General features: G+C 62.7%; 15 protein-coding genes. 7 read left to right on the top strand and 8 right to left on the bottom strand.

Annotation, left to right across the window (positions count from 1 at the left end; genetic code table 11):
* Nucleotides 1–82 precede the first annotated feature (82 nt).
* Together DPM12_RS10740 and DPM12_RS10735 are read left to right on the top strand one after the other, a co-directional pair.
* Nucleotides 83–1,423, top strand: coding sequence for an aminotransferase-like domain-containing protein (locus DPM12_RS10740; protein ID WP_112258320.1), 1,341 nt, complete (start codon nt 83–85; stop codon nt 1,421–1,423).
* 137 nt (nt 1,424–1,560) lie between these two features.
* Nucleotides 1,561–2,514 carry a D-alanine--D-alanine ligase family protein gene (locus DPM12_RS10735; RefSeq protein ID WP_112258319.1) on the top strand — a complete coding sequence of 318 codons (954 nt, stop codon included), beginning with the start codon at nt 1,561–1,563 and terminating at the stop codon, nt 2,512–2,514.
* A gap of 23 nt (nt 2,515–2,537) precedes the next feature.
* On the opposite strand, the gene DPM12_RS10730 is transcribed toward DPM12_RS10735, so the two are convergent.
* From DPM12_RS10730 to rpmH, 8 genes are all read right to left on the bottom strand, one after another.
* Entirely contained in the window at nt 2,538–3,566 is a 1,029-nt protein-coding gene (locus DPM12_RS10730; RefSeq protein WP_112258318.1) for a ParB/RepB/Spo0J family partition protein, read from the bottom strand.
* Nucleotides 3,563–4,417 carry a ParA family protein gene (locus DPM12_RS10725; protein WP_112258338.1) on the bottom strand — a complete coding sequence of 285 codons (855 nt, stop codon included), beginning with the start codon at nt 4,415–4,417 and terminating at the stop codon, nt 3,563–3,565. Before DPM12_RS10725 ends, DPM12_RS10730 begins: the two co-directional genes overlap by 4 nt.
* A gap of 304 nt (nt 4,418–4,721) precedes the next feature.
* Nucleotides 4,722–5,390, bottom strand: coding sequence for a 16S rRNA (guanine(527)-N(7))-methyltransferase RsmG (gene rsmG / locus DPM12_RS10720; RefSeq protein WP_112258317.1), 669 nt, complete (start codon nt 5,388–5,390; stop codon nt 4,722–4,724).
* The gene (locus DPM12_RS10715; RefSeq protein WP_112258316.1) at nt 5,387–5,905 is read right to left on the bottom strand and encodes a Jag family protein; all 519 of its coding nucleotides are present in this window, start codon (nt 5,903–5,905) and stop codon (nt 5,387–5,389) included. Before DPM12_RS10715 ends, rsmG begins: the two co-directional genes overlap by 4 nt.
* Before the next feature lie 51 nt (nt 5,906–5,956).
* Nucleotides 5,957–6,901, bottom strand: coding sequence for a membrane protein insertase YidC (gene yidC / locus DPM12_RS10710; protein ID WP_211658786.1), 945 nt, complete (start codon nt 6,899–6,901; stop codon nt 5,957–5,959).
* 6 nt (nt 6,902–6,907) lie between these two features.
* The gene (yidD, locus tag DPM12_RS10705) at nt 6,908–7,234 is read right to left on the bottom strand and encodes a membrane protein insertion efficiency factor YidD (protein ID WP_112258315.1); all 327 of its coding nucleotides are present in this window, start codon (nt 7,232–7,234) and stop codon (nt 6,908–6,910) included.
* A complete protein-coding gene (gene rnpA, locus DPM12_RS24125) occupies nt 7,235–7,585 on the bottom strand; it encodes a ribonuclease P protein component (RefSeq protein ID WP_112258314.1) in 351 nt (116 codons plus the stop codon). It lies immediately after the preceding gene.
* A gap of 13 nt (nt 7,586–7,598) precedes the next feature.
* Nucleotides 7,599–7,733, bottom strand: coding sequence for a 50S ribosomal protein L34 (gene rpmH / locus DPM12_RS10695; protein WP_112258313.1), 135 nt, complete (start codon nt 7,731–7,733; stop codon nt 7,599–7,601).
* A 458-nt stretch (nt 7,734–8,191) separates the two neighbouring features.
* On the opposite strand from rpmH, the gene dnaA reads away from it, so the two are divergent.
* The 5 genes from dnaA (at nt 8,192) to DPM12_RS10670 (ending at nt 14,057) form a co-directional block, all read left to right on the top strand.
* Nucleotides 8,192–9,790: a chromosomal replication initiator protein DnaA gene (gene dnaA / locus DPM12_RS10690; protein WP_281269649.1), complete on the top strand. Its 1,599-nt coding sequence runs from the start codon at nt 8,192–8,194 to the stop codon at nt 9,788–9,790.
* Nucleotides 9,791–10,252: 462 nt separating this feature from the next.
* The gene (gene dnaN, locus DPM12_RS10685; protein WP_112258312.1) at nt 10,253–11,386 is read left to right on the top strand and encodes a DNA polymerase III subunit beta; all 1,134 of its coding nucleotides are present in this window, start codon (nt 10,253–10,255) and stop codon (nt 11,384–11,386) included.
* 52 nt (nt 11,387–11,438) lie between these two features.
* Nucleotides 11,439–12,350, top strand: coding sequence for a phosphogluconate dehydrogenase (NAD(+)-dependent, decarboxylating) (gene gnd / locus DPM12_RS10680; protein WP_112258311.1), 912 nt, complete (start codon nt 11,439–11,441; stop codon nt 12,348–12,350).
* Between the two features lie 10 nt (nt 12,351–12,360).
* Nucleotides 12,361–13,524 (top strand): DNA replication/repair protein RecF, encoded by a 1,164-nt coding sequence (recF, locus tag DPM12_RS10675; RefSeq protein ID WP_112258310.1) that lies wholly within the window; start codon nt 12,361–12,363, stop codon nt 13,522–13,524.
* The gene (locus tag DPM12_RS10670) at nt 13,521–14,057 is read left to right on the top strand and encodes a DciA family protein (RefSeq protein WP_112258309.1); all 537 of its coding nucleotides are present in this window, start codon (nt 13,521–13,523) and stop codon (nt 14,055–14,057) included. Before recF ends, DPM12_RS10670 begins: the two co-directional genes overlap by 4 nt.
* Nucleotides 14,058–14,286: the final 229 nt, after the last annotated feature.

The raw sequence follows: 14,286 nt of genomic DNA, 5'->3' as shown, positions 1-14,286 counted from the left end.
TAGGACATCGTTGAAGGTGACATGATGTCCGGAGCGTTCCGGTCACCCAGGGTCAACCGGCCGAATATGGAGGTGTAGCGACATGGATCAGTATCCCGACACGTCTCGCAGGATCACTGACGCCGCAGCAACCTCCACGGGTGATCGGCTCGACGCCTACGTAGACCGCTACGCGACGCGTACCCATGGCATGACTGCCTCCGAGGTGCGCTCGCTGTTCTCCGTAGCCTCTCGCCCCGAAGTCGTCTCTCTCGCCGGAGGCATGCCGAACATCTCCGGTCTGCCGATGGACGTGGTCGGATCGCTGCTCACCGAGCTCGTCGACAAGCGGGGCCTGACGGCCATGCAGTACGGCTCCGGTCAAGGGGACGCCCTCCTTCGTGAGCAGATCTGCGAGATCATGCAGACCGCGGGTATACACGGGCATCCCGACGACGTCACGGTAACTGTCGGATCTCAGCAGGCTCTGGATCTTGTGACACGTATCTTCATCGACCCGGGTGACGTGATCCTGGCCGAAGCCCCGTCATATGTCGGGGCACTGAGTACGTTTCGTTCGTATCAGGCCGACGTGGTTCACATCGAGATGGACGACGACGGCCTGGTCCCCGACCGGCTGCGCGAGGCGATCCAATCCGTCACCGACAGTGGACGGCGCATCAAATTCCTCTATACCATCCCGAACTATCACAATCCGGCCGGTGTCACGCTCCCGCCGGAGCGGCGCACCGAGATTCTTGAGATCTGTCAGCAGGCCGACGTGTTGATCATTGAGGATGACCCCTACGGCCTGCTCGGCTTCGATACCGACTGCCCGCGTGCGTTGCGCGCGGATGACGACGAACGGGTCATCTACCTGGGATCGTTCTCGAAGACGTTCGCTCCTGGCTTCCGGGTCGGCTGGACCCTGGCGCCCCACGCCGTCCGGGAGAAGCTGGTACTCGCGGCCGAGAGCAGCGTGTTGTGTCCTCCCGCCTTCAGCCAGATGGCCGTCTCACAATATCTGGTCGGCCACGACTGGCGAGGCCAGGTCAAAGCGTTCCGCGAGATGTATCGCGAGCGTCGAGACGCGATGCTCGAAGCTCTTGACGATCTCATGCCAGAAGGGACGCACTGGACTCGGCCCACAGGTGGTTTCTACGTCTGGCTGACGCTTCCCTCGGGTTTGGATGCCAAGGCGATGCTTCCCAGGGCGGTCACCAATCGAGTGGCGTATGTACCGGGCACAGCGTTCTACGCCGATGGCTTCGGCAGCAGATCCATGCGGTTGTCGTATTGCTACCCCACACCGGAGAGAATCCGCGAAGGCATCCGTCGACTCGCTCAGGTCGTGGAGCAAGAGATGGAGCTACGCGCCGCCTTTGGCGCATCTGCCACCTCCCAACGCCCCGGGCTCGACGCACCAGCGCCAAACCAGAGCTAGGCATTCTCTCCTCATGCCGACGTTACGCGTCAGCGACAGAACCTTCGTTTCCCGTGAAACGAGACCGGTGGCGCACTGCCATGGTCTCGGTGCGGCACGGATACATATCCGGGCGTTCAATCAAAGGAGGAGTTCACATGACTGATCTCGGTCGCGTTCTAGTCTTGGCGGGAGGTCTCTCGCACGAGCGGGACGTGTCCTTGAGATCCGGTCGGCGGGTAGCCGAAGCGCTCCGTGACGTCGGCGTCGACGTATTCGAGCGAGACGCGGATAGTGAGCTTCTGTCGACGTTCGACACGGATCGGCCCGCCGTCGTGTTCCCACTCCTCCACGGCGCGCAGGGCGAGGATGGTGCAATCCAGGAGGTACTGGCGCTCACCGGCCTGCCCTATGTCGGCTCGCCGCCAGCAAGCTGTCGGCAGACATTCGACAAGCCGATGGCTCGGGGGCTCCTGGAACGAGCCGGCCTGAACACCGCTCCGGCTGCCGTCCTGCCACAGTCGACCTTTCGCGAGCTCGGTGCCACACCACTTCTCGAGGCGATCGTCACCAGGCTCGGTCTCCCCCTCGTCGTCAAGCCCGCTCGCGGAGGTTCGGCGTTGGGGACATCAGTCGTACGCAAGGAAGAGGACCTTCCGTCGGCCATGGTCGAGTGCTTTGCCTATGGCCATGTCGCGTTGGTCGAACAGATGATTGATGGCATCGAGATCGCGGTGTCCGTGATAGACACGGGCGACGGTCCCGACGCACTGCCGGCCGTCGAGATCGTCGCCGAATCCGGTACCTACGACTATCACGCCCGCTACACCGCTGGCACCACCGAGTTCTTCGTCCCGGCCCGTCTCACGCCAGAACTCACGGAGCAGATCAAGCGCTCTGCCATCACCGCTCATCGCACTCTCGGATTACGTGATCTCTCGCGTACGGACATGATCGTCGACTCGGCGGGCACGCCGTGGCTCCTCGACGTTAACGTCGCCCCCGGCATGACGGAGACGTCGCTGCTGCCGCAATCGGTCCGGGCCGCCGGTATCGGGTTGGGTGACCTCGCCCGAGACCTCTTGGGAGTCGCGCTCAGCCGAGCCGCCTGAACGCCAGCTCGAAGTCGGAGAGGCTACTGGTTCGTTTGTTGGTTCGCCGATGAAATTGAGGGATCGATCGCGGCTACGATTCGATCGAGATCGTCGATACTGGCGAACTCGATGGTGACCTTTCCTTTGCTCCGTCCCAAGTCGACCTTAACCCGAGTTTCCAGACGTTCGGACAGCGCGGAGGCGATATCGTCCAGTCGCGGGGCCACCGGCTTGGGCTTCCGCTTCTTCGACTGTGGAGCTGTCTCGTCATCACCCATCGCGACGATTTCTTCGACCGACCGGACGCTCAGACCTTCGGCAACGATTCGCTGAGCCATCCGCTCTTGTGTCGCGGCGTCCGCACCGAGCAGCGCACGCGCATGGCCTGCCGACAGCACACCAGCGGCCACGCGACGCTGTACGAGCGGTGGCAGCTTCAGGAGGCGCAGCGTGTTGGAGATCTGTGGTCTGCTACGCCCAATGCGCTCGGCCAGTTCGTCATGAGTGCATGAGAAATCGTCGAGGAGCTGCTGATAGGCCGCCGCTTCTTCGAGTGGGTTGAGCTCACTCCGATGCAGATTCTCCAGGAGTGCGTCTCGGAGCATCTCGTCGTCCGTGGTGGAACGGACGATCGCCGGAATCGTCGCCAGCTCCGCGCGCTGGCTGGCCCGCCAGCGCCGTTCCCCCATGACGAGCTCGTATCGACCTCCGCCAAGCTGACGCACCACGATGGGCTGCAGCAGGCCGACCTGGCCAATCGAGTAGGCCAGTTCCTCCATCGAGTCTTCGTCGAAGTCTTGGCGGGGCTGGCGGGGATTGGGCGTGATCGCGTCGACGGGGATTTCGGCGAACGTCGCTCCGGATACGGGAACAAGATGTTCCTCATCCGGTGCCGATGTTTCACGTGAAACCGTCGCTCCATCCATCTGTTCCGCCGACACATCCAGGTCGACCGCAGCCGGCGAGCCGGCGTCCTCGATCGAGCCCTCGGGCGCATCTGCCCCGTCTGCCGGAGCCGTCGGAATCAACGCGCCCAGACCACGACCCAGACCTCGCCGACGTTCTGTCATTCGTCGCTCTCCCCGCTCTTCTCATCTGGCCCCGCCACCGATTCCGCTATCTCGCGGGCCGCTTCCAGGTACGACAGCGCACCACTCGACGCCGGATCGTAAGTCATCACCGTCTGGCCATAGCTCGGCGCCTCGCTGATCCGGACCGACCTCGGAACCGTTGTGCTCAACACGGTGTCACCGAAGTACCTCCGAACCTCATCGGCCACCTGCGCCGCCAGCCGGGTCCGGCCGTCGAACATCGTCAGAATGATCGTCGACACCGCCAGCTCCCGATTGAGATGGGCTCGCACCATGTCGATGTTCTTCAGTAGCTGGCTCAAACCTTCGAGTGCGTAGTACTCACACTGAATCGGGATCAGTACCTCGTCTCCACCGACGAGTGCATTGACCGTCAACAGTCCCAGCGAGGGTGGACAGTCGATGAAGACATAATCATACCGGCTCGGCTCCCCCTTTACGTGGGCTTTGATCGCCTTCCGAAGCCGTGATTCACGTGCAACCAACGACACGAGCTCGATCTCCGAGCCAGCCAGATCGATCGTTGCTGGAACACACCACAAGCTATCGAATCCTTCGACCTCTCGAACGATGCCATCCATCGGCGACTCGTCGATCAAGATGTCGTACACGCTCGGAATCTCGGCGTGATGATCAATGCCGAGCGCCGTGGAAGCGTTCCCCTGAGGATCCAGGTCGACGACCAACACCTTCAGGCCACTCACGGCCATCGCGGCGGCAAGATTGACGGCCGTCGTGGTCTTGCCGACGCCACCCTTCTGGTTAGCCACCACCATCACGCGTGGCTCGGCAGGCTTCGGCATGGGCATGCGGCTGCGCCCAACTGCCATCAGGGCGGCCGCAGCCTCACGTGCGATAGGTGTATCGGAATCTGCCAGCGAATCCTCGCCACCGAATGCGGCGAAGCCCGCAGCGCTTGGTGCGTCGGGGAGAACGTCTCGCTGGACGTTCAGCTCGTCACTGCTCACCCGTCCATCCTTAAGAGGTCGTTCCGTATGTGGAAGCTTCGATGCCTCATGCTCGACCAGCCATCCGACTGGTCCATCCCCCGTTCCCGGCTCCGCCTTCTCCACGTACGGCCAGCCGAGACCATGTACCACCGACGTCATACTCTCAGGAATTCCTTCCGCGCGCTCACCCACCCTGTCCCATTGTCACCACCGCGACAACCGTAGCTTGGTCGACAACACCATCACCGACTGTCTCCACGGTCCACGACGATGCTCCCAGCCTACGTAGAGTCTTCACTGCCTGACGCAGTTCATCGTGGACCGACGCACCTTTCAACGCCATCAATCGTCCGCCGGGCCGTAACAGCGATGAACTCCACGCTGCCAGATCTGCCAGTTTGGTTACCGCCCGCGCCGTCACGACGTCGAAAGGTTCCGGAGGAACGTGATCCTGCGCCCGGGCTCGGACAACCGTGACATGGTCGAGCCCCAACAGATCGACGGTCTCCTCGAGGAACCGAATACGGCGCTGCATCGGCTCGATCAGCGTCACACTCACGTCGCTGCGTGCGATCGCCATCGGTATGCCGGGCAAGCCAGCACCCGATCCGACGTCAGCCACCGACTCGTTCGTGTCGACGAGATCCGCGACGACCCCGCAATTCAGAACGTGCCGCTCCCATAGCCGCGGTACCTCCCGCGGCCCGATGAGCCCCCGCTCGATACCGGCGTCGGCAAGCCATTCCGTATATTGCCGAGCAAGCTCGAGCCGAGCACCAAAGACAACTCGTGCGGCCGGCGGAGGTTCCCCGACCGTTTCACGTGAAACCTCGTCTTGGTAATCGCCAGTCACGCTGGCATGACCACGACGTACCGACGCGGCTCGACACCCTCGGATTCGCTACGGAGTCCCGCCTCCGCCACGGCGTCGTGCACGATCTTGCGTTCGAAGGGTGTCATCGCTCCCAGCGACTCCGACTCTCCAGACGCCCGAACCGTCTCGACAGCGCGCTTGGCCAGCTCTACCAGCTCGCCTTTCCGCCGCGACCGGTAACCTCCAATGTCGAGCATCAGCCGCGTTCGTTCACCCGTTTCGCGCCACACGGCCAGACGCGTCAGGTCTTGCAGGGCGTCCAAGACCTTCCCGTCGGTCCCCACGAGCGAATCGAGTCCGTCACCCACGACCGACACCATCGCACGGTCGTTCTCGACATCCATGTCGATGTCGCCGTCCAAGTCAGCGATATCGAGCAGACCTTCGAGATAGTCCGCCGCGATGTCTCCCTCGCGTTCCAGCAATCTCAGATCGACCGAACCGACCGTCTCGGCACTCTCATCAGCACCGCTCTTCGATTCCGCCTCGCTCACCACTGACTCCTCACAACAAGACCATCATTCGGGGGCACGTACCACGCCGGCTCACTTCCGCTTCTTCTTACGCGCAGCGCGGCTCGTCTTCTTCGGTTGCTGCCTGGTCTGCTCGACCTCGCCGTTCTGCTGCCCCGGCTCGACCTTCGGAGCTTCTTCGGGTTCGGCGACCGTCAGTCCTTTACGCCTCGCCTTCTCTGCCTGCCGGCGCTGCTGCGCCTTCTCCGCCTCGCTGCCAGGTGCGGGCATTCGCCTGATGACGAAGAGCTGCTGTCCCATCGTCCAGATATTCGACGTGAGCCAGTAGAGGACCGTACCGAGGGGGAAGTACACGCCAGTGAACAAGAAGATCAGTGGCAACACGTACAGCAGGATCTTCTGCTGTTGAGCAAATGGTCCCTCCAGGGACTCCTTTGGCATGTTCTTCCGCATGATCTGGCGCTGCGTGATGAACTGCGAGCTGACCATCCCGGCCACCATGACCATCGCGATGATTCGCGTCTGGATGACATCGGTAGCCAAGAACGAATCGGAGAGCAGCGCGCCGAACACTTCGGCCCCCCGGGCCGACTCGAACAACGAGACCTGGCTCTCGAACGCGCCGCGCGGATGCTCATTCGCGATCCCATCGAGCACCCGGAAGAGCGCAAAGAAGAAGGGAGCTTGCAGCAAGATCGGTAGACACGAGGCGAACGGGTTCGTCCCCGTATTCTTGTAAAGCTTCATCGTCTCCTGCTGGAGACGTTCGCGATCGCCCTTGTACTTCTTCTGTAGCTCACGTAGCTGCGGCTGCAGCAATTGCATCTTGCGTTGCGACTTGATCTGCCGCACGAACAGCGGAATGAGGAGCACCCGAATGACGACCACAAGGCCGATGATCGACAACGTCCAATTCAGACCATCATGACCAATCCCCAAGAGATCGGCGAACAACCAGTGCCAGCCGATCATGATCCAGCTGACCAGGAAGTACAACGGGGCAAGAACGGTATCCACGGGTGCTCAGGCTCCTCGGCAGGCTGGAACGTTCGGGACGTGGTTGGGCGTCGTTTCGTGAGAAACGTCGTGGTCTTCACCATCGGTTCCGGCGGCGCGTCCCCACCACCGATAGTTCTCAGGTGTCGGCACCAGATCTACACCACCGGCACACCACGGGTGACACCGGCCGAGGCGGCGCAATGCAAGCCAGACACCACGCAGCGCGCCATGGGTTTCGACCGAACCGATGGCGTAGGCCGAACATGAGGGGTAATAGCGGCATGTCTGAAGGTACAGCTGGCTCACCACCAGCCGATACGCCTTCAGCAGCGCCGCAATGAGCCTCGACATCTAGCGACCTCGCGCACGGCGCAAAGCGTCGGGCAATGTGCGATCGAGGTACGACGCCAACACGGCGCTGGACATACCGGCCGCGGCCGGGCGCGCCCGTATGACGACATTAGTTCCCGGCGGCAACTCGTCCACGCGATCGGCCATCAGGTGCCGAAGGCGACGGCGCACGGTATTCCGTACCACAGCGCCTCCTACTGCACGACCTACGACAAAGCCTACCTTCGCCGGGCGTCGCTCCTTCGTCATCACCGCATGCACCACGACCGATGCCGTGCTCGCCGCCTTGCCGCGGCGCATCGTCACTTTGAAGTCCTCCGCGCGCCGCAGCCGGTGCTCCGTCTTCAGCACCCCACCGCCTGGCTCATGCGGTCAGCTTGGAACGGCCTTTCCGGCGCCGAGCCGAGACGATGGCACGGCCGGCACGCGTACGCATGCGCAGCCGGAAGCCGTGAGTCCTGGACCGACGACGGTTGTTCGGCTGGAAGGTGCGCTTCACGTCCGGGCTCCTGAAGATCGATGAGACAGGCTTACAGTTTCTCTACGATGTCCTGACCGACGACGCTCCCGGATTCTGGCCGGCCGCACGCGCATCGTGCGCACACGAAATGGAGTCCTCGTCGGACCGATTAACGGTACGCGCCCGAAGCATATGAGGTCAAACCGAGACGTTGATCCGTCAACGCCGACGTCCTCACATCCTCCGAAGCCGCGCCCCGTCATCTGTCGAGCAAGACACTCACAAGTGTAACCCGCCAGAATTTCATCGCGGCCGCGCATGACAGGATAGCGACACGCCGGTGCTCGCCCATCCGAACCTGTGGACATCGGTTGAACGCCGGCCGCCATATTGTTAGCGTCACGTGACCTAAAGCACTGACGGACAGAAGGTGGCGCACCGTTCATGGCGGGCATCAATGCAGGTCAAGTCTATAATCATGACTCAGCCTGGATGCGATGGCCATCTTCCACACCCTGTGGAAGATGGTGTGGACAACTTCGATCGGAGTGGCGTCACATTCCGCCAGTTTGGAGTATCTCGTGACCGAGCAGCCGACCGGCGACTTCGCCGCCGCGTGGGCCAAGGCCCTCGATGCACTCGACAGCGAGCGGATCGGGCCACAGCAACGAGCATTCCTTTCCCAGGCGCGCCCGGTCACCCTCGTCGAAGGCACCGCCGTCATCGCCGTTCCGAGTGAGTTCGCTCGTTCCCAGATCGAACAGCGTCTGCGCGCCCCACTCGTCGAGGCATTGACCATCGTCTTGGGCCAGTCCGTCTCACTGGCCATCAGTGTCACGCCTACCGCAGAGCAGGCCGCCGGAAACGGATCCGTCGTGGACGAGGACCACGGCTCAGGTCACGAATCCAGTCGCGACGTGGCCGAACCGGACCGCCCCGTACCCAGACAGGTCTCTCCCGCCGCTGGCGGCGAGGATCACATCGACGCTGGACCGCCGCTACGGCATGCCGTCATCGATTCACCGATCGGCGAGAATCCGACACGGCCCGAGGTAGAGGCACCACATCTCAACTCGCGATATACCTTCGACACCTTCGTCATCGGTTCGAGCAACCGGTTCGCCCATGCCGCCGCCGTTGCCGTCGCCGAAGCCCCCGGCAAGGCGTACAACCCACTTCTCGTGTACGGCGACTCCGGTCTAGGCAAGACTCATCTCCTGCATGCCATCGGGCACTACGCGCGGGATATGTACTCCGGCACCCGAGTTCGCTATGTCAGCTCGGAGGAGTTCACCAACGACTTCATCAACTCGATCCGCGACGACAAGGCGTCCGCCTTCCAGCGACGCTATCGCGACGTCGATGTCCTCTTGATCGATGACATCCAGTTCCTCGAAGGAAAGATCCAGACTCAAGAGGAGTTCTTCCACACCTTCAACACGCTGCACAACGCCAGCAAGCAGATCGTCATCACGTCCGATCGCGCACCAAAGCAACTCTCCGCGCTCGAGGACAGGCTGCGCAATCGGTTCGAATGGGGGCTCATATGCGACGTTCAGCCCCCTGACCTGGAGACACGCATCGCGATCTTGTCCAAGAAGGCCGCGCAGGACAATCTCAACGCACCTCCAGAGGTGCTCGAATACATCGCGAGCAAGATCGCTACGAACATCCGCGAGCTCGAGGGTGCTCTCATCAGGGTCACGGCATTCGCGAGCCTCAATCGCCAGCCGGTCGAGCTCAACCTCGCTGAGGTCGTTCTCCGCGACCTCGTACCCACAGATACCGGTCCGGAAATCGGCGCGGCCACCATCATGGCCCAGACCGCTGGCTACTTCGGCCTGACCATCGAAGATCTTCAGGGCACGAGTCGTAGCCGGGTGCTCGTCACCGCACGTCAAATAGCCATGTACCTCTGTCGCGAGCTCACCGACCTGTCACTGCCCAAGATCGGCCAACACTTCGGCGGTCGTGACCACACGACAGTCATGCACGCCGAACGGAAGGTGCGAACCCTGATGGCCGAGCGGCGAAGTGTGTTCAACCAGGTGACCGAGCTCACCAATCGCATCAAACAACAAGCGCGTCAGGCATGAGTCTCGTGGCCTCGATATCGCCCCCACGAGTGCACATCCACTTCTCACAACCTGTGGACAACTCTGTGGATCCCTCCTGCATGCCCGTGGATGCTCGGGGGATGCTCGCGTGCACGTCGTGGAAAACAGTTCGCCGTCCACGTCGTCCACCTCGCCACCCCACAATGTACGTGGACAGGATGAGCCGCTATGACCTCGGCAGATACCCTTCATCCACAGTTTCCACCGGCCCTACGAAGAAGACGAGACTCTTATGGACAACACAGACACACAATCCCCGGGTGCCCGCACTCCTGTGGAAAGCCGACAGCAACGCCTCGCAGATTCCACCAGTCATCCCCGACTGTCACCGCTTCGTGGGAGGATGACTAACAACGATGGTGACCGCGCAGACAGACCAGCCGTGGAGAACAAACAGCGTGTACGTGGCGCATTTGCCCTGCAGGGAGGACGGTGACACCGGTGAAGTTCCGGCTCGAACGTGACGTACTTGCCGATGCTGTCGCCTGGACGGCACGCACCCTGCCCAGTCGACCGACGGTGCCCGTGCTCGCAGGTCTCAGGCTCGATGCGAGCGACGGCACGGTGACGTTTTCGTCGTTCGACTACGAGGTGTCCGGCCGGGTCTCTGTGGAAGGCGAGGTCGCCGATCCGGGCACGGCACTCATTTCGGGCAAGCTCTTGGCCGACATCGCTCGCTCGCTTCCGGCCAAGCCTGTGGAGTTCTCGGCCGATAGCTCGAAGGTCGTCATCACCTGTGGTAGCGCCCGCTTCACGCTCGTCACCCTGCCGGTCGAGGAATACCCCGAGCTTCCCCAGCTGCCGTCGGCCTCTGGCACCGTCGACGGCACCACGTTCGCTGAAGCCGTCGGACAGGTCGCCGTCGCGGCCGGGCGCGACGACATGCTGCCCACGCTCACGGGCATCCGGATCGAGATCGATGGCGAGACCGTCACGCTTGGCGCTACCGATCGCTACCGGCTCGCGGTACGAGAGATCACCTGGAACCCGGTCCGTCCCGACCTCACCGGTGTGGCGCTCGTCCCCGCGCGCACGCTCGTCGACGCGGCCAAGACCCTGGCATCTGCTGGGGACGTCACACTCGCGCTTGGCGGCGAATCAGATGACAGCTTGATCGGTCTTGCCGGTGGCGGTCGCCACACCACCAGTCGGCTGATCGACGGCGAATGGGTGCCCAATTATCGTCGACTCTTCCCTACCGAGATCGCTACGGTTGCGCGGATCGAGATCGACTCGTTGGTCGATTCGGTGAAACGAGTCGCACTCGTGGCCGAGCGGAACACTCCCGTCCGGCTCGCGTTCGGCGACGGTCAGCTGGTCCTGGAAGCGGGAAGCGGCGAGGACGCACAGGCGTCCGAGGCTTTGCCAGCACAGGTCGATGGCCCCGGGATCGCCACGGGCTTCAATCCGAGCTATCTCCTCGACGGATTGCAAGCCCTCGGGACGCCGTTCGTACACATGTCGTTCACAGATACTCCCATGAAACCCGTCGTCATCCAGGGAATAGATAGCCTCGAAGGGGAGCCGTCGTCGGGTTATCGCTACCTGGCGATGCCGATCCGGCTGTCCAGCTGATCTTGCGTTCACCCTTCAAAGCGTCACCGAAACGTTCAAGGAGGAGAACAGCGTGCAGGTGGGTCTCGTAGGCCTCGGTCGCATGGGTCACAACATGCGAGAGCGCCTACGCGAAGCAGGGCACAAAGTTGTGGGTTACGCCCTGGACCCGGAAGTGTCCGACGTCCGGACCCTGACCGATCTCGTGGACTCGCTGTCCACACCGCGCGCCGTGTGGCTGATGGTGCCGTCCGGAGAGCCGACCCACTCCCTCGTCGCTGAGCTCACGAAGTTACTCAGCGTTGGTGACATCGTGATCGATGGTGGCAACTCCAGGTTCACCGAAGACCTGGAGCATGCACGCATGCTCGGAGCCAAAGGCATCGGCTACGTCGATTGCGGTGTTTCCGGTGGCATTTGGGGAAGAGAACACGGGTACGGGCTCATGGTCGGCGGGGACGCGGAATACGTCGAGCGGCTCATGCCCATCTTCGATGCCTTGCGTCCCGACGGTCCCCGGGAGGAAGGCTTCGTTCATGCTGGAGACGTTGGCGCAGGTCACTACGCCAAGATGGTGCACAACGGCGTCGAATATGGTTTGATGCAGGCGTATGCCGAAGGTTTCGAGTTGCTCGAGGCTTCGGATCGGGTGACGAACGTTCCCGGTGTCTTCAACGCCTGGCGGCGCGGTACGGTCGTGCGGTCATGGCTCCTTGATCTCTTGGTTGAAGCTCTCGACGAAGACCCGTCGCTGTCCGAGCTCGTCGGTTACGTCGAGGATTCTGGTGAAGGTCGCTGGGTTGTCGCCGAAGCGCTGGAGAGTGAGGTGCCAACGCCCACCATGGCCGCCGCGCTCTTCGCTCGGTTTGCCTCACGGCAGAGCGATTCACCGGCTATGCGCGCCGTGGCCGCGCTGCGCCAGCAGTTCGGTGGTCATTCCGTGCGATCGGCCGGGCCGAACGAAAGTACTGCTGGATCCGGCTGAGTCGGTTCTGATGTATGTCGCTCACCTCTCCCTCGTCGACTTCCGGTCCTATCCGCAGGTCGAACTCCCACTCGACCCTGGTGTAACGACATTCGTCGGTCCGAACGGACAAGGCAAGACCAATCTGGTCGAGGCGATCGGCTATCTCGCGACTCTGGGAAGCCACCGGGTAGCCCAGGACGCGCCGTTGGTGCGTGTGGACGCCGAGCGCGCCATCGTGCGGGCGAGTATCTCCGCCACTGATCAGACCGCGCGTCCATCGTTGGTCGAAGTCGAGATCACACCGGGTAAGGCGAACCGGGCACGGCTCAATCGCTCACCGGTTAACCGAGCCCGTGAGATTCTCGGCGTCGTGCGCACTGTTCTCTTCGCACCCGAAGACCTTTCGCTGGTCAAGGGCGATCCAGGTGAGCGCAGGCGGTATCTTGACGAGTTGCTCGTCGCACGTGCTCCCCGATACGCGGGAGTACGCTCGGATTACGAGCGAGTTCTCAAACAGCGCAATGCACTGTTGAAGTCCGCCGGCACGGCGGCACGCTCAACGCGAGGCAGTGGCGGGCCAGATCTGCAAACCCTCGACATCTGGGATGCCCACCTGGCTCGGGCCGGGGCGGAGCTGTTGGCCGCCCGCCTGGAACTCGTCGATGCGATCCGGCCCTTGGTGGCGAAGGCATATCAGTCCGTGGCTGGCTCCGAGGCCTCTCCGGCGCCTGCCGACGCACGGCTGGATTACAAGTCCTCGATGGGGCCAGATGTCACGCTCACGCCAGACCGTGAGCATCTTGCGGACGCTTTGACCCAGGCCATGAGCGAGCTTCGCCGAGATGAAATCGACAGAGGTGTGTCGCTGGTAGGCCCACACCGAGACGACCTCGTCCTCTCCCTCGGTCCGCTGCCGGCGCGGGGATACGCGAGCCAGGGCGAATCCTGGTCGTTGGCGCTGGCATTGCGTTTGGCGTCGTTCGACCTTCTTCGTTCCTTGGGCAGCGATCCCGTTCTCGTTCTCGATGACGTCTTCGCGGAGCTCGACACGAGTCGGCGCGAGCGGCTGGCGGAGCTGGTCGGCACGGCCGAACAGGTACTCGTCACGGCAGCGGTGGCCGACGACGTCCCGGAACGACTCGACGGTGCTCGTATCGATGTGCTCGGCAATGACCTCAGGAGGGTCGCATGAGCGAAGGCAACGACGAATGGAAACCCGATGGTGTCGATCTGGCCAAGGCTCTCGTTGCCCGCGCGAAGGCTGGACGTGGCGGCAGTTCCCGGGCAGCTACCGGCAAGAGCTCGCGACGCGGGAGAGCGACGTCTCGGTCGTCGTCGGGCTCGGGATGGAGCAGCCCTGCTCCGGACGAGCGGGACCCGCAGCCGGTGGCGTCTACGGTGAAGAAACTCGCGAACGAGCATGGGTGGGAGACAGATCTCTCCGTTCATGCTGTGATCGCCCGGTGGGACGAGCTCGTCGGCTCCGAGGTCGCGGCACACGTTGCTCCGGTGTCTTACGACGAGAGCGTGCTGACCGTGCGAGCGTCGTCGACGGCATGGGCCACCCAGATGCGCATGCTCGCGTCGGACCTGGTCCGAACGATCAATCAGAAGGTTGGCCACGGCACGGTCACCGAGGTGAAGGTCCTCGGCCCGCAATCCCGTTCCTGGACACGAGGACGCTTGCGGGTGCGTGGAAGGGGACCGCGGGACACATATGGATGAGCCATCAGGGACGGCTGATGTGCGGCCCGCTGACGTTGTGAAAGGGGGCTCTCTCGTATGGGGATTAATCTCAGGGGAGTTGTGCGGCACAAGCGGCATTTGTGGGCCGCACAGGCAGCGTTCAGCTCGCATAGAGGGTAGACTTGAAGTGCCCACATAGGCCGCTCGGTCTCCTGGGGGCCTGTTCAGCGGCCAGCAGGGAGAGTAGGGCGCCTTGTGATTTTCTCTT

This window comes from Phytoactinopolyspora halophila (assembly GCF_003287285.1).
In the GTDB taxonomy this organism is placed as follows: domain Bacteria; phylum Actinomycetota; class Actinomycetes; order Jiangellales; family Jiangellaceae; genus Phytoactinopolyspora_A; species Phytoactinopolyspora_A halophila.
This window is presented reverse-complemented; position numbering and strand designations above follow the sequence as displayed.

Coding starts and splice junctions, on each gene's coding strand:
- DPM12_RS10735 (WP_112258319.1), top strand. CDS start 1,561: ATGACTGATCTCGGTCGCGTTCTAGTCTTGGCGGGAGGTCTCTCGCAC.
- DPM12_RS10670 (WP_112258309.1), top strand. CDS start 13,521: ATGAGCGAAGGCAACGACGAATGGAAACCCGATGGTGTCGATCTGGCC.
- DPM12_RS10725 (WP_112258338.1), bottom strand. CDS start 4,417: ATGGCAGTTGGGCGCAGCCGCATGCCCATGCCGAAGCCTGCCGAGCCA.
- yidD (WP_112258315.1), bottom strand. CDS start 7,234: ATGTCGAGGCTCATTGCGGCGCTGCTGAAGGCGTATCGGCTGGTGGTG.
- DPM12_RS10730 (WP_112258318.1), bottom strand. CDS start 3,566: ATGACAGAACGTCGGCGAGGTCTGGGTCGTGGTCTGGGCGCGTTGATT.
- DPM12_RS10740 (WP_112258320.1), top strand. CDS start 83: ATGGATCAGTATCCCGACACGTCTCGCAGGATCACTGACGCCGCAGCA.
- recF (WP_112258310.1), top strand. CDS start 12,361: ATGTATGTCGCTCACCTCTCCCTCGTCGACTTCCGGTCCTATCCGCAG.
- dnaA (WP_281269649.1), top strand. CDS start 8,192: ATGGCCATCTTCCACACCCTGTGGAAGATGGTGTGGACAACTTCGATC.